Raw genomic sequence first — 16632 nt, 5'->3', positions numbered from 1 at the left:
ATGCTCGACCGGACCGCGCGCGAGACGCTCGCGGATTTCGCCGCGAAGACGATTTCGCCCGTCGACTACATGGACGCGCTGATCGCGCGCGTCGAGGCGAGCGAGCCCACGGTCGCCGCGCTGTGGTCCTTCGCGCCCGAGCGCGCGATGGACGAGGCCCGCGCCTCGGAAGCGCGGTGGGTGAAGGGCACCCCGCAAGGCCCGCTCGACGGGATGCCGGTGACGATCAAGGAGCTCATCGCCACGCGCGGGGAGGCCGTGCCGATGGGCACGGCGGCGACCGAGCTTGTCCCGGCAGAGGAAGATGCCCCGACGGCCGCACGCCTCCGCGAGGCCGGCGCGATCTGCTTTGCCAAGACGACGAGCCCGGATTACGGCATGCTGACCTCGGGGCTGTCGAGCTTTCACCGGCTCAGCCGCAACCCATGGGATCCGGCCAAGAATCCCGGTGGGTCGTCCGCCGGGGCGTCGGCGGCGGCGGCGGCGGGATACGGCCCGCTGCATATCGGGACGGATATCGGCGGGTCGATCCGGCTTCCCGCCGGGCTTACCGGGATCTGCGGGTTCAAGCCGTCGAACGGGCGGGTGCCGATCTCGCCCTATTATACGGGTCGCTGCGCCGGGCCGATGACGCCGACGGTGGACGATTCCGCGCTGCTCATGGCGACGATCGCGCGGCCGGACTGGCGTGACGCGATGGCGCTGCCCTACGAGGCGCTCGATTACGACGCGGAGGCCGACATGTCCGGGCTGCGGATCGGCCTCATGCTCGATGCGGGGGTGGGGCTCGACCCCGAGCCGCAGGTGGTGGCCGCGGTGAAACGCGCGGCGGAGGCCTTTGTCGCGGCGGGGGCCGAGATCGTGGAGATCCCGCCCGTGATGACGCGCGAGATGATCGACGGTCTCGACATCGCGTGGCGCGCGCGGTTCTGGTCGCAGATGGAAGGGTTCACGCCCGAGAAACGCGAGCTGATCCTGCCCTATATCCGCGAATGGGCCGAAGGGGCCGCGCGGGCGAGCGGCACGGATGTCGCGCGCGGCGCGGACCAGATCTTTGCTATGCGCGAGGCGACCATACGTGCGTTCCACGGCCTCGACGCGATCCTGTCGCCGGTCAATCCCGCCAACGACTATCCCGCGGACTGGGCCTCGCCCGTCAACGATCCGGCGCGTCCCTTCGAGCATATCGGCTTTACCGTGCCCTGGAACATGGGCGAGCAACCGGCGGTGTCGGTCAATTGCGGGTTCTCGGACAGCGGCATGCCGATCGGTCTGCAGATCGTGGGACCGCGGTTCCACGATGTCCGCGTGCTGGGTCTCGCACGGCTCTGGGAGGGGATGCGCGAGGACCCGATCGGCTGGCCGCGTATCGATGGCCGTCCGTCGGCGCAGACCTGAATGACCTGAGAGGAGGTTCGGATGAATTTCGAGATCGGAATGATCGGCGTTGGCCTGATGGGCCACGGGATCGCGCGCAACGTGATGCGGAAGGGCAGCTACCCGCTGGTCTTTCTCGACCATCCGGGAAACCAGCCCACGGATGAACTGACGGATCTCGGTGCGACGACCCGCGGGAGCCCGGCCGAGATCGCCCGGGCCGCGAATGTCGTCATTCTCTGCGTGACGGGATCGCCGCAGGTCGAGGCGATCGTCGAGGGCGAAGGCGGTCTGCTTTCGGGGTTGCGGCCCGGCACGATCGTGATCGATTGCTCGACCGCGCTGCCGGCCTCGACGCTCAGGATGGCGGCCGCGGTCGAGGCGGCCGGCGGGGCCTATCTCGACGCGCCGATGACACGGACGGCGCGTCACGCGCATGAGGGCAAGCTCAACCTGCTCGTCGGCAGCGCGGACGAGACGCTGGAAAAGGTGCGCCCGGTGCTCGACACCTTTGCCGAGAACGTGACGCATGTGGGTCCCGTCGGTCACGGGCACCGGATGAAGCTGCTGCACAACTTCGTCTCGATCGGTTCGGTGACGCTGCTGGCCGAGGCGGCGGCGCTGGCCGCCGATGCCGATGTCGACCCGGAGGTGCTGATCGACGTACTCGCCAAGGGGGGCGGGGCGGGGGCCGCACTCGACCGGCTGACGCCCTACCTCAAGGACGGAGATCGCGAGGGGCTGGCCTTCTCGATCTCGAACGGGGCAAAGGATATCGGCTATTACCGGCAGATGTCGGAGGAGGCCGGCGCGCGGCACGTCGTGGCCGACGGCGTCGCGGCGGCGATGGAGCGCGCGCTCGCGACCGGCGAGGGAGAGGCCTATATCCCGGAACTCGTGCGGATCTTTCGCAAGTAGCTGCGCGCGCAGCGGGCTTGTCAGTCAAAACGGCGTTCGGTAGCACTGTCGGCACGCTTCCAGGGAGGATATCATGGCGTTCAGTTTCCGTGCACCGGCGTTCGCCGGGGCCCTCATCGCGCTCGGCACACCGGGTTTCGCCCAGACCGACGTCAAGATCGGCTATGCCCTCGCACCCGACAGCCATTACGGCGTCGCGGCCGAGCGGTTTGAGGAGGTCGTGACCGAGAATGCCGACGGCCAGTTCACCTTCACGCATTTCCCGTCCTCGGGGCTCGGAGGTGAGCGCGAGGTGATCGAGGGGCTGCAGATCGGCACGGTCGAGATGACGATCGTGTCGTCCGGCACGCTCGCCAACTTCGTGCCCGAGACGGGCGTCTTCGACATTCCGTTCCTGTTCCGCGATCTCGATCACGCGCGCGCCGTGCTCGACGGCGAGATCGGGCAGGAGATCCTCGCCAGGTTCGACGATGTCGATCTGCACGGCCTTGCATGGGGCGAGCAGGGGTTCCGCCACATCACCAACAACCGCAATCCGATCGAGACGCCCGCCGATGTCGAGGGGCTGAAGATCCGCACGATGGAGAATCCGGTTCACCTCGCCGCCTTCGACGCGATGGGGGCCGCCCCCACGCCGATGGCCTGGCCCGAGGTGATCTCGTCCCTGCAGCAGGGCGTGATCGACGGACAGGAGAACCCGCTCTCGGTCATCGTGTCGGTGAGCCTCGACGAGGTGCAGGATTACCTGACGCTATCGGGCCATGTCTATTCGCCGGCGATCCTTCTTGTGTCCAAGCCGTTCTGGGACGGGCTCGACGACAGCCAGAAGCAGGTCTTCGAGACCGCGGCCGAAGAGGCGGTGATCGCGATGCGCGCCTATGTCGACGAGGTCGAGACGAGCGGCGTCGAGACGCTGCGGGAGCGCGGCATGCAGATCAACGAGCTTTCGGCCGAGGAGAAGGCGAACTTCCAGGAGGCGATCGCGGATGCCTATGACGGGTATTACGACACTTACGGGCAGGATTTCGTCGAGTCGATCGTGACCTACCAGTGATTCCGTCCCGCCGATGCCCGAGATCGGGTGCCGGCGCGACCCATCCGGAGGCCGCTCGATGAAACGGCTCGAAGAGATATTCGTGGCGGCCAATGGCTGGGCGCTGATCGCGATCCTGGCCGCGATGCCCCTCATCGTGGGCGCGAACATTTCGCTGCGGTACCTGACGGGCCACTCGCTGCCATGGGCGGACGAGGCGGCGCGCTATCTGATGATCTGGATGACGTTCGGCGGGGCGGGGCTCGCGCTGCGGGTGGGTGGCCATGTGGCGATAACGAACCTTCAGGACGCGCTTCCGGGACGCCTGCAGAAGATCCTGCGCGGGGTCATCTGCCTGGGGTTGCTGGTCTTCTTCGCGTTCATGGTGCAGGTGGGCGTGGAATACGCGCTGCGGATGCAGTCGCAGCTGACCCCCGCGCTGCGGATGCCGTTCCTCTATGTCTATGCCGCGATGCCGGTGGGGTTCGGGCTGCTGATCGTGCACCTCCTCTTCATCGCCCGGCCCTTCGTGATGGCGGGAGAGTACAAGCCCGGCGACGAGGATGCGGCGCTGCCGGACGCGCAGAATGGCTGAGATCCTCTTTGCTGCCCTCTTCGTGCTGCTCGCGCTCGGCATCCCGGTGGCCTTCGCGATGGCCATGGCCGTCTTCGCGGCGCTGAGCCTCGGGTCGAATTACCCCAACCTTGTCGTCGTGAAGGAAATGTTCGCGGGGCTCGACAGCTTTCCGCTGCTGGCCGTGCCGTTCTTCATTCTGGCCGCCGAGATCATGACCGGCGGTGCGGTGACGCTCGCCGTGCTGAGGCTTGCGCAATCGCTCGTGGGGCACCTGAAGGGCGGCCTCGGGCATGCGAACGTGGTGAGTTCGGCCATGTTCGCGGGCATTTCGGGCAGCGCACTGGCCGATGCGGCGGGGCCGGGATCGGTGATGATCCGCATGATGGAGCGCGGCGGCTACGACCGTGCCTATGCCGGCGCGCTGACCATCGCGAGTTCGGTCGTCGGGCCGATCATCCCCCCGTCGATCACGATGATCATCTATGCGATGCAGGACCAGAACGTCTCGGTCGGATCGCTGTTCATGGCGGGCGTGCTGCCGGGACTGCTCATCACCCTCATGGTGCTGATCGCCAATGCGCGGGTCAGTCACCGGCGCGGCTACGCGACCGGAGAGCCCATGCCGCCGGTGCGCGAGATCGCGCGTATCGCCCTTCATGCGGTGCCCGCGCTGCTGCTCATCCTGCTGATCGTCGGCGGTATCCGCTTCGGGATCTTCACGCCGACCGAGGCGTCGGTCGTGGCGGTGTTCTATGCGCTGGTCGTGGGGATGTTCGTCTATCGCTCGCTCAAGGTGCGCCATCTTCCGCAGATCATCCTGCGTGCGGCGCTCGTCTCGGGGGCCGTTCTGCTGATCCTCGGGGCCGCGCGCGCCTTTGCCTGGATCCTCATCATCGAGGGGATCCCCCAATATCTGGCGCAGACCATCATCGCCTGGGATCTTTCGCCGATCGTCTTCCTGCTCGCCATCAACGTGCTGCTGTTGGTCTTCGGTCTGTTCATGGACCCGCTTCCGGGGGTCATGATCCTCGTGCCGATCCTGGCCCCGATCAGCTTCGCGCTCGGCATCGATCCGAACCATTTCGCGATCGTCGTGATCGTGAACCTGACGCTCGGACTGACCACGCCGCCCGTGGGCAGCCTGATCTTCGTCGTCTCGTCGACTGTGCGGATCAAGCCCTGGGTCCTCGTGCGGGAGATGCCGCCCTTCTTCGCGGCGCTAATCGCGGCGCTCCTGCTCATCACCTTCGTGCCGATGCTCTCGACATGGCTGCCGAGGGTCAGCGGGTTCTGAGCCCTCAGGTGAACTCGATCCCCTCGCATTTGAAGTCGCCGACCTTCACCTCGTCGGCGAGGAGCGTCCCGTCGAGAGATGCGGCACCGATCCAGCTTTCGGTGTGGTCGCCGATCTCGACGGATTTCATATAGACGAATTCCTCTGGCCGCCCCGGCACGATCTTGAGCGATGACGGGCCGCGTTCGGGCACACGCTCGCCCACGGGGAGGATGCGGATGTCGGAGAAATCCTCGGACGCCTCCAGAAGGAGGTTGTTGCCCTTCTCGCGCTCGTCGATCGGCTCGTCGAAGGGCGTCGTCGAGATCTTGCGCGGAAAGAAGTACCATCTGCCGCGCAGGGGATGCCATTCAGCGGCCTCGTGGACGACATAACCTTCTTCGCCCACCCCGAACGCCTCGCGCATCTTTCGGTAGATCCCGCCCCAATCAAGGCTCTCGACGCGATAGCTCGCATCGATGCGCTTGACCCATTCCTCGCTCGGCCTCTTGCCATGCGATCCGACGATGAGGTCGTCGCCCTTCAGCGTCGCCCATTCGCATTTGAAGCCCTTCTGAAGGGCATCGCCGGGTCCGGTCATGAGGATCTGGCGCGGGATGATCGTGTGATCCTCGCCACGAACCTCGCCCACGATGCCGGTGCGGTCATCGAAGACCATCATGTGCCGTCCCCATTTGACGAGTTCCGAGAACTCGCCGCCGCGGAACGTATCCCGGTCGACCTCGCCGAACTTGGAATAGACATGCTCCTCTCCGCCCTCGATCTCGGGCACGGCCTCGAAGCTGTACCGCCCGTCGCGGCGGGTCAGCGTCCAGTAGCGGAGATGCGCCATGAAGTAGGTCTCGCCGTCGTCGAGCGTGACCTGCGACGCCTTGTCCTCATCCGTGATGAGCATGAGCCGGTACTCGGCCACCTCGGGCCCGTACCGGTCCTGCCGGGCGATGTCGTGGAATGGCATCGACGTCTCCATCAATCGAACAGATTATAGTAAACTTCGCACGGAACGTCATCGTGATTTTCTCAAAGGACTGCCGATAGCGTTAGGTCCCGTTCGGCTCTTTCCGTCAGGTCAAGCTGATCTTTTGACGTGTAGATCCAAGAAGTTGCAACAAAGACGGTACGAGGAAGAGGGAAGCCGTAAGCCCAACTTGCAAAACTGAGCGTACAAGATCAGACAATTGATCAACCGGTACTGTCAATCTTACGATCAATACAATCAAGATATGCGCAGAAAATACTTCGATCGAGCGCTTGCCAAGATTGATCATAACGGACGAGGTTAATACGCGTCTAATAACTTTGCCGATGAAATTTATGACAGCTACCGAGGAGCCGGGAGCGATTGAGCATAGAATATAAATAACGCATGAATTTATCAGCATGCTGAGAATGTAGAAGGGAGTCAGCAGGAACTTGTCTTCGTATCTTAGAATTCTCGTGGCTTGCTCAATATCAAGATGTGCCGAGCCGCGTGCGAGGTCGGCGAGGATGGTTAGCGGGATCAGGGAGGCAAAGGCGATGAATATGGCGACCTTATGTTTTCGTAGATAGTAATCAATTGTGGGCAGAACTTTTTGATCAGTTCTGATTCTGAACCCTAAATATAATGGTAGTATAAACAATAATTGCCATGCAAAGATGTCGAAGGCTGATGAAAATGACAGGAATTCCATTCCGATCGCGTCAAAGGCGCTCCTGCCCAGAAACTGAGGTAAGCCGAACTGTGAAAGTGACCACGCCGCGAGGGATAGAGAGAGAACTACGGATGCTTTTCCCGATTTGCAGAGTAAAATGACGTAAGGCGAAAGCGCGATAAGTATAAGGTACATCGGCAGAATATCACCGTTCGGAATCACATTCTTGATCAAAAGAAGCATCTGGCCAAGATCGGAGATCTCAGTGAAGCGAGCGCGTTCCGCATCATATGATCCAGGTACGGTAGGAATAAACTTAATCAAAGCCCATCCGACGAGGCTGGTCACTGCGATATAGACATAAATTATTCTAAGTCGTTTAAATGCGATCCGAAAAAGATCTTGTTTGCCTTTCTCTTCAAGTATTCTGGTGAAAACGATCCCTACCACCAAACCTGAAAGGGCCACAAAACCATGAGCTGCGTCAGCAAAGCTGAAGAGATGATGATTGATCAAGCCTATACTTGATGAAAGTGGATATAAATGCATCCACATCATTAAAAGGAGAAAGCAACCCCTTAATCCATCTAAGGTTTTAATGCGCATGAAATGGTCCCGAAGCGTGGTAGTGATGCTTCCGTAGGACGTATTTGATCATTCAGTCAAGTTTGTACTGGACGGTCGTTATTGCGAAAAATAATCGAGATATTACTTTAGCGGTATTATTAACTAATTCATGCAGCCGCAAGAAGAGTCTGGCTGCCTAGAGAAGCAGCCAGACTCATTGGGATTAGTTCTTGTCCTTGTCGACCATGCGGCCTTCGCTGATCCAGGGCATCATGCCGCGCAGTTTTTCGCCGACGGCTTCGATCTGGTGCTCGTCGTTGAGACGGCGGGTGGCCTTGAACATGGGTTGGCCCACGGCGTTCTCGGTCATGAAGTCGCGGACGAACTTGCCCGACTGGATGTCGGTGAGGACTTCCTTCATGCGCTTCTTGGTTTCCTCGTAGGGAAGAATGCGCGGACCCGAGACGTATTCACCGTATTCGGCGGTGTTCGAGATCGAGTAGTTCATGTTCGCGATGCCGCCTTCGTAGATCAGGTCCACGATGAGCTTCACCTCGTGGAGGCACTCGAAATAGGCCATCTCCGGCTCGTAGCCGGCCTCGACCAGCGTCTCGAAGCCCATGCGGATGAGCTCGACCAGACCGCCGCAGAGTACGGCCTGCTCGCCGAAAAGGTCGGTTTCGCATTCCTGGCGGAAGTTCGTCTCGATGATGCCGGAGCGGCCGCCGCCGATGGCCGAGCAATAGCTGAGGCCGATCTCCATGGCCTTGCCGGACGCGTCGTTGTCGACAGCGACGAGGCAGGGCACGCCACCGCCCTTGGTGAACTCGCCGCGCACCGTGTGGCCGGGGCCTTTCGGGGCCATCATCAGCACGTCGACGCCGGGCTTCGGTTCGATCAGGCCGAAATGCACGTTGAGGCCGTGCGCGAAGGCGATGGCGGAGCCTTCCTTCAGGTGATCGTGGACGTGACGCTTGTAGGTCTCGGCCTGCAATTCGTCGGGCATGGTGAACATGATGAGGTCGCACCAGGCGGCGGCTTCCTCGATCCCCATGACCTCAAGGCCCTCGGCCTCGGCCTTCTTGCGGGACGGCGAACCTTCGCGAAGTGCGACGACGAGGTTCTTGGCCCCCGAATCGCGCAGGTTCAGCGCATGGGCGTGGCCCTGGGAGCCGTAGCCCAGGATTGCGACCTTCTTGTCCTTGATCAGGTTGATGTCGCAATCGCGGTCATAATAGACGCGCATGTCGGTATTCCTCTCTCTAGTATTCGTGGGCGCAGGATAACCGTCAGGATTGCGGAGAAAAGCGGTCTGGCGACGTATTGCCGGCCCGGATAGTATCGAAGTTATTCATCGGAATGCCGGGAATGCGATAATCCATGCTCGACGATACGGATCGCCGGTTGCTCAGGCAGCTTCAGAACGACCCCGCCGCGACCTTGCAGGCGTTGGCGTCGCGCGCGGGAGTGAGCGCGCAGCTTGCCGCGCGGCGGTTCGAGCGATTGCGGGCGGCGGGCATCCTGAAAGGGCAGAGGGCACGGATCGACTGGCGGGCGATGGGCTATTCCGTGGCGGTGTCTCTGCGGTTCACACTCGACAAGGCGGCCCCGCGTGCCTTCGACGATTTCGTCGAGGCCGCGCGTCAAGTCCCGGAGGTGATCGAGATCCAGACATTTCTCGGGCGCGTCGATCTGCGTCTGTCGGTGATCGCTCGGGATCTCGAACATTATCACCAGCTCTATCGCCAGCGGATCGTGACGCTTCCCCATATCGCCGAGATCGAGGCGCTGATGCAGGTCGCGACGCTCAAGACCGACGAACGGCTGCCGATATGATCGATCCCGACGAGACCGACCGTGCGATCCTCCGTGCGCTGTCCGACGATGCGACGCAGAGCTCGGCGAAGCTGGGGGCGCAGCTGGGGCTGAGCCAGCCGGTCGTCTGGCGGCGCATCCGGAAGCTCGAGGAGGCGGGAATCCTCGCGGGGCGGCAGCTCGACCTCGATCTGGCGGGGCTCGGCTTCGGGGTGACGGTGTTTCTCGGCGTGAAACTCGCCGCACGGGGGCGTGTCGCGTTGCCGGATTTCGAACGCGCGCTGAGCGCAATCCCCGAGATCCAGACGGTCGAACATGTGCTCGGGCTCTACGATTACCGCCTGCGGGTTGTGGCCCGCGACCTGTCGGATTTCGAGCGGGTCCTGCGGCGGCGGATCATGACCTTGCCGGGCGTGGGGGAGGTCGAGGCCAACGTGCTTCTGTCGGAGGAGCGGCGGCCCGGTCCGCTTTGAACGATTGCGAGCGCGCGGGCAGGGGGCTAGACGCTAGGCAAAACGGAGGAACAGCCATGGCCGCTCTCTTGAACGATGTCGATCCCGACGGATTGATGGAATATTCGGTCGTCTTCACCGACCGCTCGCTCAACCACATGTCCGCCGCGTTCCAGCAGGTCATGCGCGACCTCTCGTCGATGCTGCGCGAGGTCTATGGCGCCAAGGGCGTGGCGCTGGTCCCCGGCGGCGGCACCTATGCGATGGAAGCGGTCGCGCGTCAGCTTGTCCCCGGCGAAACCGCGATGGTGATCCGCAACGGCTGGTTCTCGTACCGCTGGAGCCAGATCTTCGAGGCGGGTGACATGGCCGGAGAGGAGATCGTTCTGAGCGCGAGACGGCAGGGCAACGACCCGCAATCGCCTTTCGCGCCCGCGCCCATCGAAGAGGTGGAGGCCCGCATCGCCGAGGCGCGACCGAGCGTCGTCTTCGCCCCGCATGTCGAGACGAGCGCCGGCATGATCCTGCCCGACGAGTACATCGCCCGCGTCGCGAAGGCGGTGCACGAGGTCGGCGGGCTCATGGTGCTCGATTGCATCGCATCGGGTTGCATCTGGGTCGACATGGAGGCCACGGGCGTCGACGTGCTGATCTCGGCCCCGCAGAAGGGCTGGTCGGCCTCGCCGGCGGCGGGCTGCGTGATGCTGTCGGACCGGGCGCTCGAGGTGGTGCGCTCTCGCAAGTCGACGAGCTATGCCAACGATCTCGGCAAGTGGCTCTCGATCATGGAGGCCTACGAGAACGGCGGCCACGCCTATCATGCGACGATGCCGACCGATGCGCTGCGGGTCTTTCGCGACACGATGGTCGAGACGCGCGATTACGGATTCGAGCGGTTGCGCTCGGCCCAGTGGGAGCAGGGCGACCGGGTGCGGACCCTGCTGAATGACCGTGGCATCCGGTCGGTCGCGGCCGAGGGTTACGGCGCGCCGGGCGTCGTCGTGGCATTTACCGAGCGCGACGACGTGAAGTCGGGCAAGGCCTTTGCCGAACAGGGAATGCAGATCGCCGCGGGCGTGCCGCTGATGGTCGGCGAGGGCGACGATTACAAGTCGTTCCGGCTCGGCCTCTTCGGGCTCGACAAGCTCAAGGACGTGGATGCGTCGGTGGCGCGGCTCGAAAAGGTGCTCGACGCTATCTTCTAGCGGAGGGCGGGGTCGCCGCCCATCCCGGCCTGCATGACCTTGAGCCTGAGCGGCGCGATGTCATGCAGCGCCCCCAGCCCCGTGCGCCGCAGCCCCTGCACCAGCGGGTTGCCCGACCGGCAGATCCTGTTAAAGAGGTCGATCGTCCCGCTGCGCAGGCGCATGTCGCGTTCGCGCGCGCGGGCATAGCGCTCGAGCGGCGCGGCCGCGCCCGGATCTGCGGGGTCAATCGCATCGGCCAGGGCCGCGATGTCGGCGATCGAGGTGTTGAGCCCCTGCGCGCCGATGGGGGGCAGAACATGCGCGGCCTCTGCCACGAGGACGACGCGCCTTGCCGACAGGCGTTCGGCGATCTGCGTCACGACCGGCCAGGCCCGGATCGCCGTCACCGGACGCATGTGACCGAGGACGCGCAGTGTCCGGGTGTCGAGTTCGGCCGCGAACCCGTCCGCGTCGAGGGCGGCGAGCCTCCGGGCCGAGCGGCCGTCGTTCATCCAGACGATCGCCGAAGTCGGTTGTCCTTCGTGATCGGGCAGCGGCACCGTCACGAGGGCACCGCCCGAATTGTAGATCTCGGTCGAGACGTTGTCGTGAGGGGCGTCGTGGCGGGCGGCGAAGGCAAAGGCCTTCTGGCCGTAGCGCCAGGTGCGCACATCGATCCCCGCGGCACGGCGCACGGGCGAGGCATGGCCGTCCGCACCGACGACGAGCCTGGTGCGGATCGTCGTCCCGTCGTCGAGCGTGACCCGGACCATGTCGTCACGCGTGAACATCTCGCGAAAGCCGGTTCCGAGGCGCAGCGTCACGCCCGGATGCCCCTCGAGATGATCGGCAAGGACCGACCGCGCCCGCCAGTTCGACACGTTCCAGCCGAAACTGTCGAGTTCCATGTCGGCGGGGCGGAAGGTGCGGCGCGCCCGTTCGACCGGGGGCCACCCGCTCGTGTCGATGACCTGCAGCGCGTCGAGCGGCATGGAATGCGGGGCGAGCGCGTCCCAGAGCCCCGCTTCGGCCAGGACCCGGCGCGAAAGCTCGAGATACGCGGTCGAGCGCAGGTCCGACCCCTCGGCCGCAGCCTCGCGCGGGGGGGTGGACGGATCGCAGATCGTGACCGACAGGCCCTTCTGCGCCAATCGCGCGGCGAGGATCATGCCGGCCAGCCCGGCCCCGGAGATGAAAACGTCGCTCATGGACAGGAACCTAGAGGGGGCGCGCGAAAGTCACGGCAGGCGCGACAGAAAGTCCGACAGGTCGTCGGTGTGATAGTGGATGTGCGGGGCCGTTTCGGGCAGAGGCGAGACGAGGATCGTGCGCATCCCCATCTCGTGCGGCGCGATGAGGTTGCGCGACATGTCCTCGAACATCGCGGCCCGTTCGGCGGCAATCCCGTCGAGCGCGATGACAGTGTCGAATGCGACGCGTTCCGGTTTGGAGCGATAGCCCGCATGTTCGACGCCGTAGACGGCGTGGAACACGTGATCGAGCCCCCTCGCACGCAGGACACGCTCGGCATAGGGTGCGCTTCCGTTGGTAAAGACGACGCGTCGCCCTGGCAGCGCCGCGATCCTTGCAGCAAGGGTGGCGTCGGGAACGAGATGGTCGAGCAGGATGTCGTGCACGTCCGTGAGATAGGGCACGGGATCGAGATCGTGTTCGGCCATGAGCCCGGCGAGCGTGGTGCCGTAGCGCTCCCAGTACTGGTCGCGGAGGGTGTCGGCGGCCGCGCGGTCGACCCCGAGCGCACGCATCACCCAATCCGTCATCCGGGGTTCGATCTGCGAGAAGAGATCGGCCTCGGGGGGATAGAGCGTGTTGTCCAGATCGAAGATCCAGGCGCGGACATCGGCGAAATCCTTCATGCCCGGACGGCTAGCCTTCCCGTGCGGTTTGCACAAGTATGGGGCGACGAAGGAGCGGCCTGATGACGAACGGAAAGACGGGACAGCGCGACGCCTACGGGCTGATCCTCGACGCGATCGACACGGGCATCTATCGCCCCGGCGACCGGCTGGTGGAGACCGAGCTCGCGCTGCGCTTCGACATGTCGCGCACGCCGATCCGTGAGGCGCTGCAACGGCTCGAGACGCAATCGCTGCTGACGCGCGACGGGCGCAGCCTGATCGTGGCCTCGCTCGATCACAATCAGCTGGCGGAGCTCTATGTCGTGCGCACCGAGCTCGAGGCGCTGGCCGCAGCCCTCGCCGCGCGGCATGCCACGGCGGAGGAGATCCGGGTGCTCGACCGGCTGGTCGAGGAGGACCGTGCGCGGATCGACGATCCGGCAGCGCTCGTCCGGACGAACAGGCGCTTTCACAAGCAGCTCCATCTGGCGTCGCACAACCGGTTTCTGGTACGGCAGCTCGACCTCGTGCATCGCTCCATGGCGCTGCTGGCGACGACGTCGCTGGCCGGGCGCGAACGGCGCGAGGACGCGCTGGCCGAGCATGCGCGGGTCGTGTCGGCGATCCGGGCGGGCGACGGCGAGGCCGCGGGACGTGCCATCCGAGAGCATATCTCGAACGCGTTCGAGACGCGCCTCAGGCACGATGCGGACGGGCATTCTCCTGCGTGACCGGGTTATCGGGCAGCGTCACGCCATGCTGCGTCTTGTCCCAGAAGAAGGGCTTTCTCAGGATCTCCCAGAAGGCCTTGGCCATCGCGATGGTGGCCATCGGGTAGTAGACGTGCATGAGCGGCACGAACGGGATGAGCTTGCCGTGGCGTTCGCGCAGGAGCGCCTGGATATTGGCGGCGAAGCCGATGAGCCCGATGGCGAAGAGCGAGACGATCGTCACGATCGCCGGCCAGCCCGTGAAGACATGCGCAAGCGGGTGCGGCAGACCCAGCGGCAACAGCCAGAACGACCACAGAACCGGGGCGAGCGACACGGAGAGCAGGTTCGCCAGGAACAGCACCTGGAATCCCAGGAAGCGGCGCGGGCCGAGATCGCGCAGCAGCCGCCCGGGATCGCGCATATGCACCGCCCAGGTGATCGCGTAGCCCTTTAGCCAGCGTGAGCGCTGGCTGATCCAGGCCCCGGGGGTCATCGTCGCCTCTTCGCGCGTGGTGCTGTCGAGCAGGTCGGTACGGTATCCCCGCCGGGCAAGGCGCATGCCGAGATCGGCGTCTTCGGTCACGTTGTGGGCGTCCCATCCGCCCACATCCTCGAGCGCCGAACGGCGGAAAAAGACCGTGGTGCCACCCAGCGGGATGGGCCAGCCGAGCCTGTGCATCGCGGGCAGGACCAGCGAGAACCACGTCGAGTAATCCACGGTGAAACAGCGTGTGAGCCAGGTATCGGTCGAGTTGTAGAAGTTGAGCCTGCCCTGGAGGCACCCGGTCTCGGCGGGCGAACGCGCGAATTGCCGAACGACGCGCAGGATCTGGTCCGCAGGCGGTTCGTCCTCGGCGTCGTAGATCCCGATCACGTCGCCCATGCAGAAGTCGAGCGCATAGTTCATGGCCCGTGGCTTGGTCCTGACGGCCCCTTCGGGCACGGCGATCATCCGCATCCAGATCGGCAGGGTCGAGCGTGCGATGGTCGCACGCGTGACGGCGTCGCTTTCCTCGACCACGAGGCAGACATCGAGAAGCTCGGCCGGGTAATCGAGGACCGACAGCCGCTTGATCAGTTTGGCCGCGATCTCCTTCTCGCGGTAGAGAGGCACGAGGATCGAGACGCGGGGCAGCCGGGCGAGCGAGAGCGTGTCGGCCGCGATGTCCTGCGGGGGCGGCTTCGCGATCTGCATGGCGTAGAGCAGGACGATTGCGTTGACGAGCAGCATCGAGACCGCAATCGCGGCAAGTGCCGCGAAGCTTGCCACCGGGGCGAAGGCGAAGGATAGCACGAGCGCGAGGCCAATCCCTCCCGCGACGATCCACGGCGTCCTGCCGCCGAACGTGCGGCAGGAATCGCTGAGGTCCACCCGGGTTTCGGCATGACCCGCGAGGCTGTGCCGGCGGAGGGACGTAAGCGTGGACCGAAGGTCGCTTTCCGGCATGACGGCCATCGCGACGGGGCCGATCAGCCGTTCCAGATCGTCACGATGGCTTTCGAACGCGAAGGGCTGGCTGGTCGCCACGATCGTGGTCCCGCCCGCCCGACCGATCGGCAGGATCCCGAGCCGGGCGCAGCGATCGACGCCGATGCGGTCGACGAGGGGCGGAGAAGCAGCAACGTCGGTCGCGCGGAAGAGTGCGGCACCCTTCTGCTTGGCAAGGGCGCGATAGAGCGCATGCTCTGAAACCAGATCGTTGGAGGTCAGCACGTGGCCCAGCGTGCAGATGTGATGCCGCTGGCGCCTCAGCGCCCATTCGAGGTCGCGAGCCGTGATCGAACCATCCTCGACGAGAAGCTCACCGAGCCTGGTCTTCCTGCCTGTCGGGTGCCGCCTGCGAAGCGAATGCTCCTGCGGCGCGGTCAAGTCGAGCAATGGAAAGTCCTGCCGCAAATCCTGCGGCAGGATCGGTTCATTTCGTTAACCGCGCGTTAAACCGTTTCCGGCGCACGTTCTTCCATCGCGCGCGCGAAGCGCTGGAAGAGGTAATAGCTGTCCTGCGGGCCGGGGCTCGCCTCGGGGTGATACTGCACGGACCAGACCGGACGGTCGGCCATGCGGATCCCGCAATTGGACCCGTCGAAAAGCGAGGTGTGCGTCTCGATCACGCCCGATGGCAGGGTCTGGCTGTCGACGGTAAAGCCGTGGTTCATCGACGTGATCTCGACCTTGCCGGTTTCGTGGTCCTTCACGGGATGATTCGCGCCGTGATGGCCGTGGTTCATCTTGACCGTGCGGGCGCCGAGCGCGAGGGCGAGGAGCTGATGACCGAGGCAGATGCCGAAGATCGGCATGTCCGAACGCTCCATCACCTCCTGTATCATCGGTACGGCATATTTTCCGGTGGCGGCCGGATCGCCGGGCCCGTTCGACAGGAACAGGCCCTCGGGCTCGAGCGCGAGAACGTCATCGGCCGTGGCCGTCGCCGGCAGAACGGTCACGTCGCAGCCGGCCGAGGCGAGGCTGCGCAGGATGTTGCGCTTCGCGCCGTAATCGATCGCCACGACCTTGCGACCGGGCGTCTCGCGCCGGCGATGGCCGTCGGGCCAAGACCAGAGCATCTCGTCCCACTGATAGGATTGCGCACAGCTCACCTGACCCGCGAGGTCGAGGCCGCTGAGCCCATGAAAACCGCGGGCCTTCGCGACGAGCGCCTCGATGTCGAACTTTCCGTCGGGATCGTGGGCGAGCGCGACATGCGGCGCGCCGAGATTGCGGATCGCGCGGGTCAGCCTGCGGGTATCGAGACCGCCGATGCCGATCTTGCCGTGCCTGCGCAGCCAGGCATCGAGATCGCCGGTGGAGCGCCAGTTGCTGGGCTCCGTCGGGTCCCAGCGAACGACCATGCCCGCGGCGAAGGGGGCGGCGGTTTCGTCATCCTCGGGGGTGACGCCGGTATTGCCGATATGGGGAAAGGTGAAGGTGACGATCTGCCCGGCATAGGACGGATCGGTCATGATCTCCTGATACCCGGTCATCGCGGTGTTGAAGCAAAGCTCGGCCTCGGTCTCGCCGGTCGCGCCGAATCCCATTCCGCGAAAGATGGTCCCGTCTGCGAGGGCAAGACATGCTGTGGGATGAGGGCGGGGCATGGGGAGAGATCCTTCCGATCGCGGGGCGGGCCAAATCTGCGGCAACCTATGGAGACCGCCCTCCGGGGTCAAGCCACGAGACGGGGGCGTGCAGCTTGCCTGGGGCACCC

General features: G+C 64.5%; 16 protein-coding genes. 9 read left to right on the top strand and 7 right to left on the bottom strand.

Annotation, left to right across the window (positions count from 1 at the left end; genetic code table 11):
- The 5 genes from RVY76_RS07015 to RVY76_RS06995 all read left to right on the top strand — a co-directional run bounded on the left by RVY76_RS07015 (window position 1) and on the right by RVY76_RS06995 (window position 5199).
- The gene (locus RVY76_RS07015) at window positions 1-1398 is read left to right on the top strand and encodes an amidase (RefSeq protein ID WP_317376728.1); all 1398 of its coding nucleotides are present in this window, start codon (window positions 1-3) and stop codon (window positions 1396-1398) included.
- A gap of 21 nt (window positions 1399-1419) precedes the next feature.
- A complete protein-coding gene (locus RVY76_RS07010) occupies window positions 1420-2295 on the top strand; it encodes an NAD(P)-dependent oxidoreductase (RefSeq protein ID WP_317376667.1) in 876 nt (291 codons plus the stop codon).
- 73 nt (window positions 2296-2368) lie between these two features.
- Window positions 2369-3349, top strand: a complete 981-nt coding sequence (locus tag RVY76_RS07005; RefSeq protein WP_317376666.1) for a TRAP transporter substrate-binding protein — start codon at window positions 2369-2371, stop codon at window positions 3347-3349.
- A 58-nt stretch (window positions 3350-3407) separates the two neighbouring features.
- Complete coding sequence (locus RVY76_RS07000) at window positions 3408-3923, top strand: TRAP transporter small permease (RefSeq protein WP_317376665.1); 516 nt, start codon at window positions 3408-3410, stop codon at window positions 3921-3923.
- Window positions 3916-5199, top strand: coding sequence for a TRAP transporter large permease (locus tag RVY76_RS06995; protein ID WP_317376664.1), 1284 nt, complete (start codon window positions 3916-3918; stop codon window positions 5197-5199). The genes RVY76_RS07000 and RVY76_RS06995 overlap by 8 nt, the downstream gene beginning before the upstream one ends.
- Before the next feature lie 4 nt (window positions 5200-5203).
- Here RVY76_RS06995 and RVY76_RS06990 read toward each other — a convergent pair whose 3' ends face one another.
- The 3 genes from RVY76_RS06990 to ilvC form a co-directional block, all read right to left on the bottom strand.
- A complete protein-coding gene (locus RVY76_RS06990; protein ID WP_317376663.1) occupies window positions 5204-6157 on the bottom strand; it encodes a hypothetical protein in 954 nt (317 codons plus the stop codon).
- Window positions 6158-6263: 106 nt separating this feature from the next.
- Window positions 6264-7439 (bottom strand): OpgC domain-containing protein, encoded by a 1176-nt coding sequence (opgC, locus tag RVY76_RS06985; RefSeq protein WP_317376662.1) that lies wholly within the window; start codon window positions 7437-7439, stop codon window positions 6264-6266.
- 184 nt (window positions 7440-7623) lie between these two features.
- The gene (ilvC, locus tag RVY76_RS06980; RefSeq protein ID WP_317376661.1) at window positions 7624-8646 is read right to left on the bottom strand and encodes a ketol-acid reductoisomerase; all 1023 of its coding nucleotides are present in this window, start codon (window positions 8644-8646) and stop codon (window positions 7624-7626) included.
- 134 nt (window positions 8647-8780) lie between these two features.
- Here ilvC and RVY76_RS06975 point away from each other — a divergent pair, with 134 nt between their 5' ends.
- From RVY76_RS06975 to RVY76_RS06965, 3 genes are read left to right on the top strand one after another with little or no spacing between them, the layout of a single operon-like run.
- Window positions 8781-9236: an Lrp/AsnC family transcriptional regulator gene (locus RVY76_RS06975; protein WP_317376660.1), complete on the top strand. Its 456-nt coding sequence runs from the start codon at window positions 8781-8783 to the stop codon at window positions 9234-9236.
- Window positions 9233-9688, top strand: a complete 456-nt coding sequence (locus RVY76_RS06970) for an Lrp/AsnC family transcriptional regulator (protein WP_317376659.1) — start codon at window positions 9233-9235, stop codon at window positions 9686-9688. The genes RVY76_RS06975 and RVY76_RS06970 overlap by 4 nt, the downstream gene beginning before the upstream one ends.
- A gap of 56 nt (window positions 9689-9744) precedes the next feature.
- Window positions 9745-10872 carry an aminotransferase class V-fold PLP-dependent enzyme gene (locus tag RVY76_RS06965; protein WP_317376658.1) on the top strand — a complete coding sequence of 376 codons (1128 nt, stop codon included), beginning with the start codon at window positions 9745-9747 and terminating at the stop codon, window positions 10870-10872.
- Here the strand turns inward: RVY76_RS06965 and RVY76_RS06960 are convergent.
- Both RVY76_RS06960 and RVY76_RS06955 read right to left on the bottom strand, forming a co-directional pair.
- Window positions 10869-12062 carry an FAD-dependent monooxygenase gene (locus RVY76_RS06960; RefSeq protein ID WP_317376657.1) on the bottom strand — a complete coding sequence of 398 codons (1194 nt, stop codon included), beginning with the start codon at window positions 12060-12062 and terminating at the stop codon, window positions 10869-10871. The genes RVY76_RS06965 and RVY76_RS06960 overlap by 4 nt on opposite strands.
- A gap of 30 nt (window positions 12063-12092) precedes the next feature.
- Window positions 12093-12731, bottom strand: coding sequence for a pyrimidine 5'-nucleotidase (locus tag RVY76_RS06955; protein ID WP_317376656.1), 639 nt, complete (start codon window positions 12729-12731; stop codon window positions 12093-12095).
- A gap of 62 nt (window positions 12732-12793) precedes the next feature.
- Here RVY76_RS06955 and RVY76_RS06950 point away from each other — a divergent pair, with 62 nt between their 5' ends.
- Entirely contained in the window at window positions 12794-13444 is a 651-nt protein-coding gene (locus RVY76_RS06950) for a GntR family transcriptional regulator (RefSeq protein WP_317376655.1), read from the top strand.
- Here the strand turns inward: RVY76_RS06950 and RVY76_RS06945 are convergent.
- Complete coding sequence (locus tag RVY76_RS06945) at window positions 13410-15305, bottom strand: glycosyltransferase family 2 protein (RefSeq protein ID WP_317376654.1); 1896 nt, start codon at window positions 15303-15305, stop codon at window positions 13410-13412. The genes RVY76_RS06950 and RVY76_RS06945 overlap by 35 nt on opposite strands.
- A 56-nt stretch (window positions 15306-15361) precedes the next feature.
- On the bottom strand, window positions 15362-16522 hold the full coding sequence (gene carA, locus RVY76_RS06940; RefSeq protein WP_317376653.1) for a glutamine-hydrolyzing carbamoyl-phosphate synthase small subunit: 1161 nt from the start codon (window positions 16520-16522) through the stop codon (window positions 15362-15364).
- Window positions 16523-16632 lie beyond the last annotated feature (110 nt).

It is taken from the genome of Palleronia sp. LCG004 (assembly GCF_032931615.1).
In the GTDB taxonomy this organism is placed as follows: domain Bacteria; phylum Pseudomonadota; class Alphaproteobacteria; order Rhodobacterales; family Rhodobacteraceae; genus Palleronia.
The sequence above is the reverse complement of the archived record's forward strand: the minus strand, read 5'-3'. Positions and strand labels throughout refer to the sequence as shown.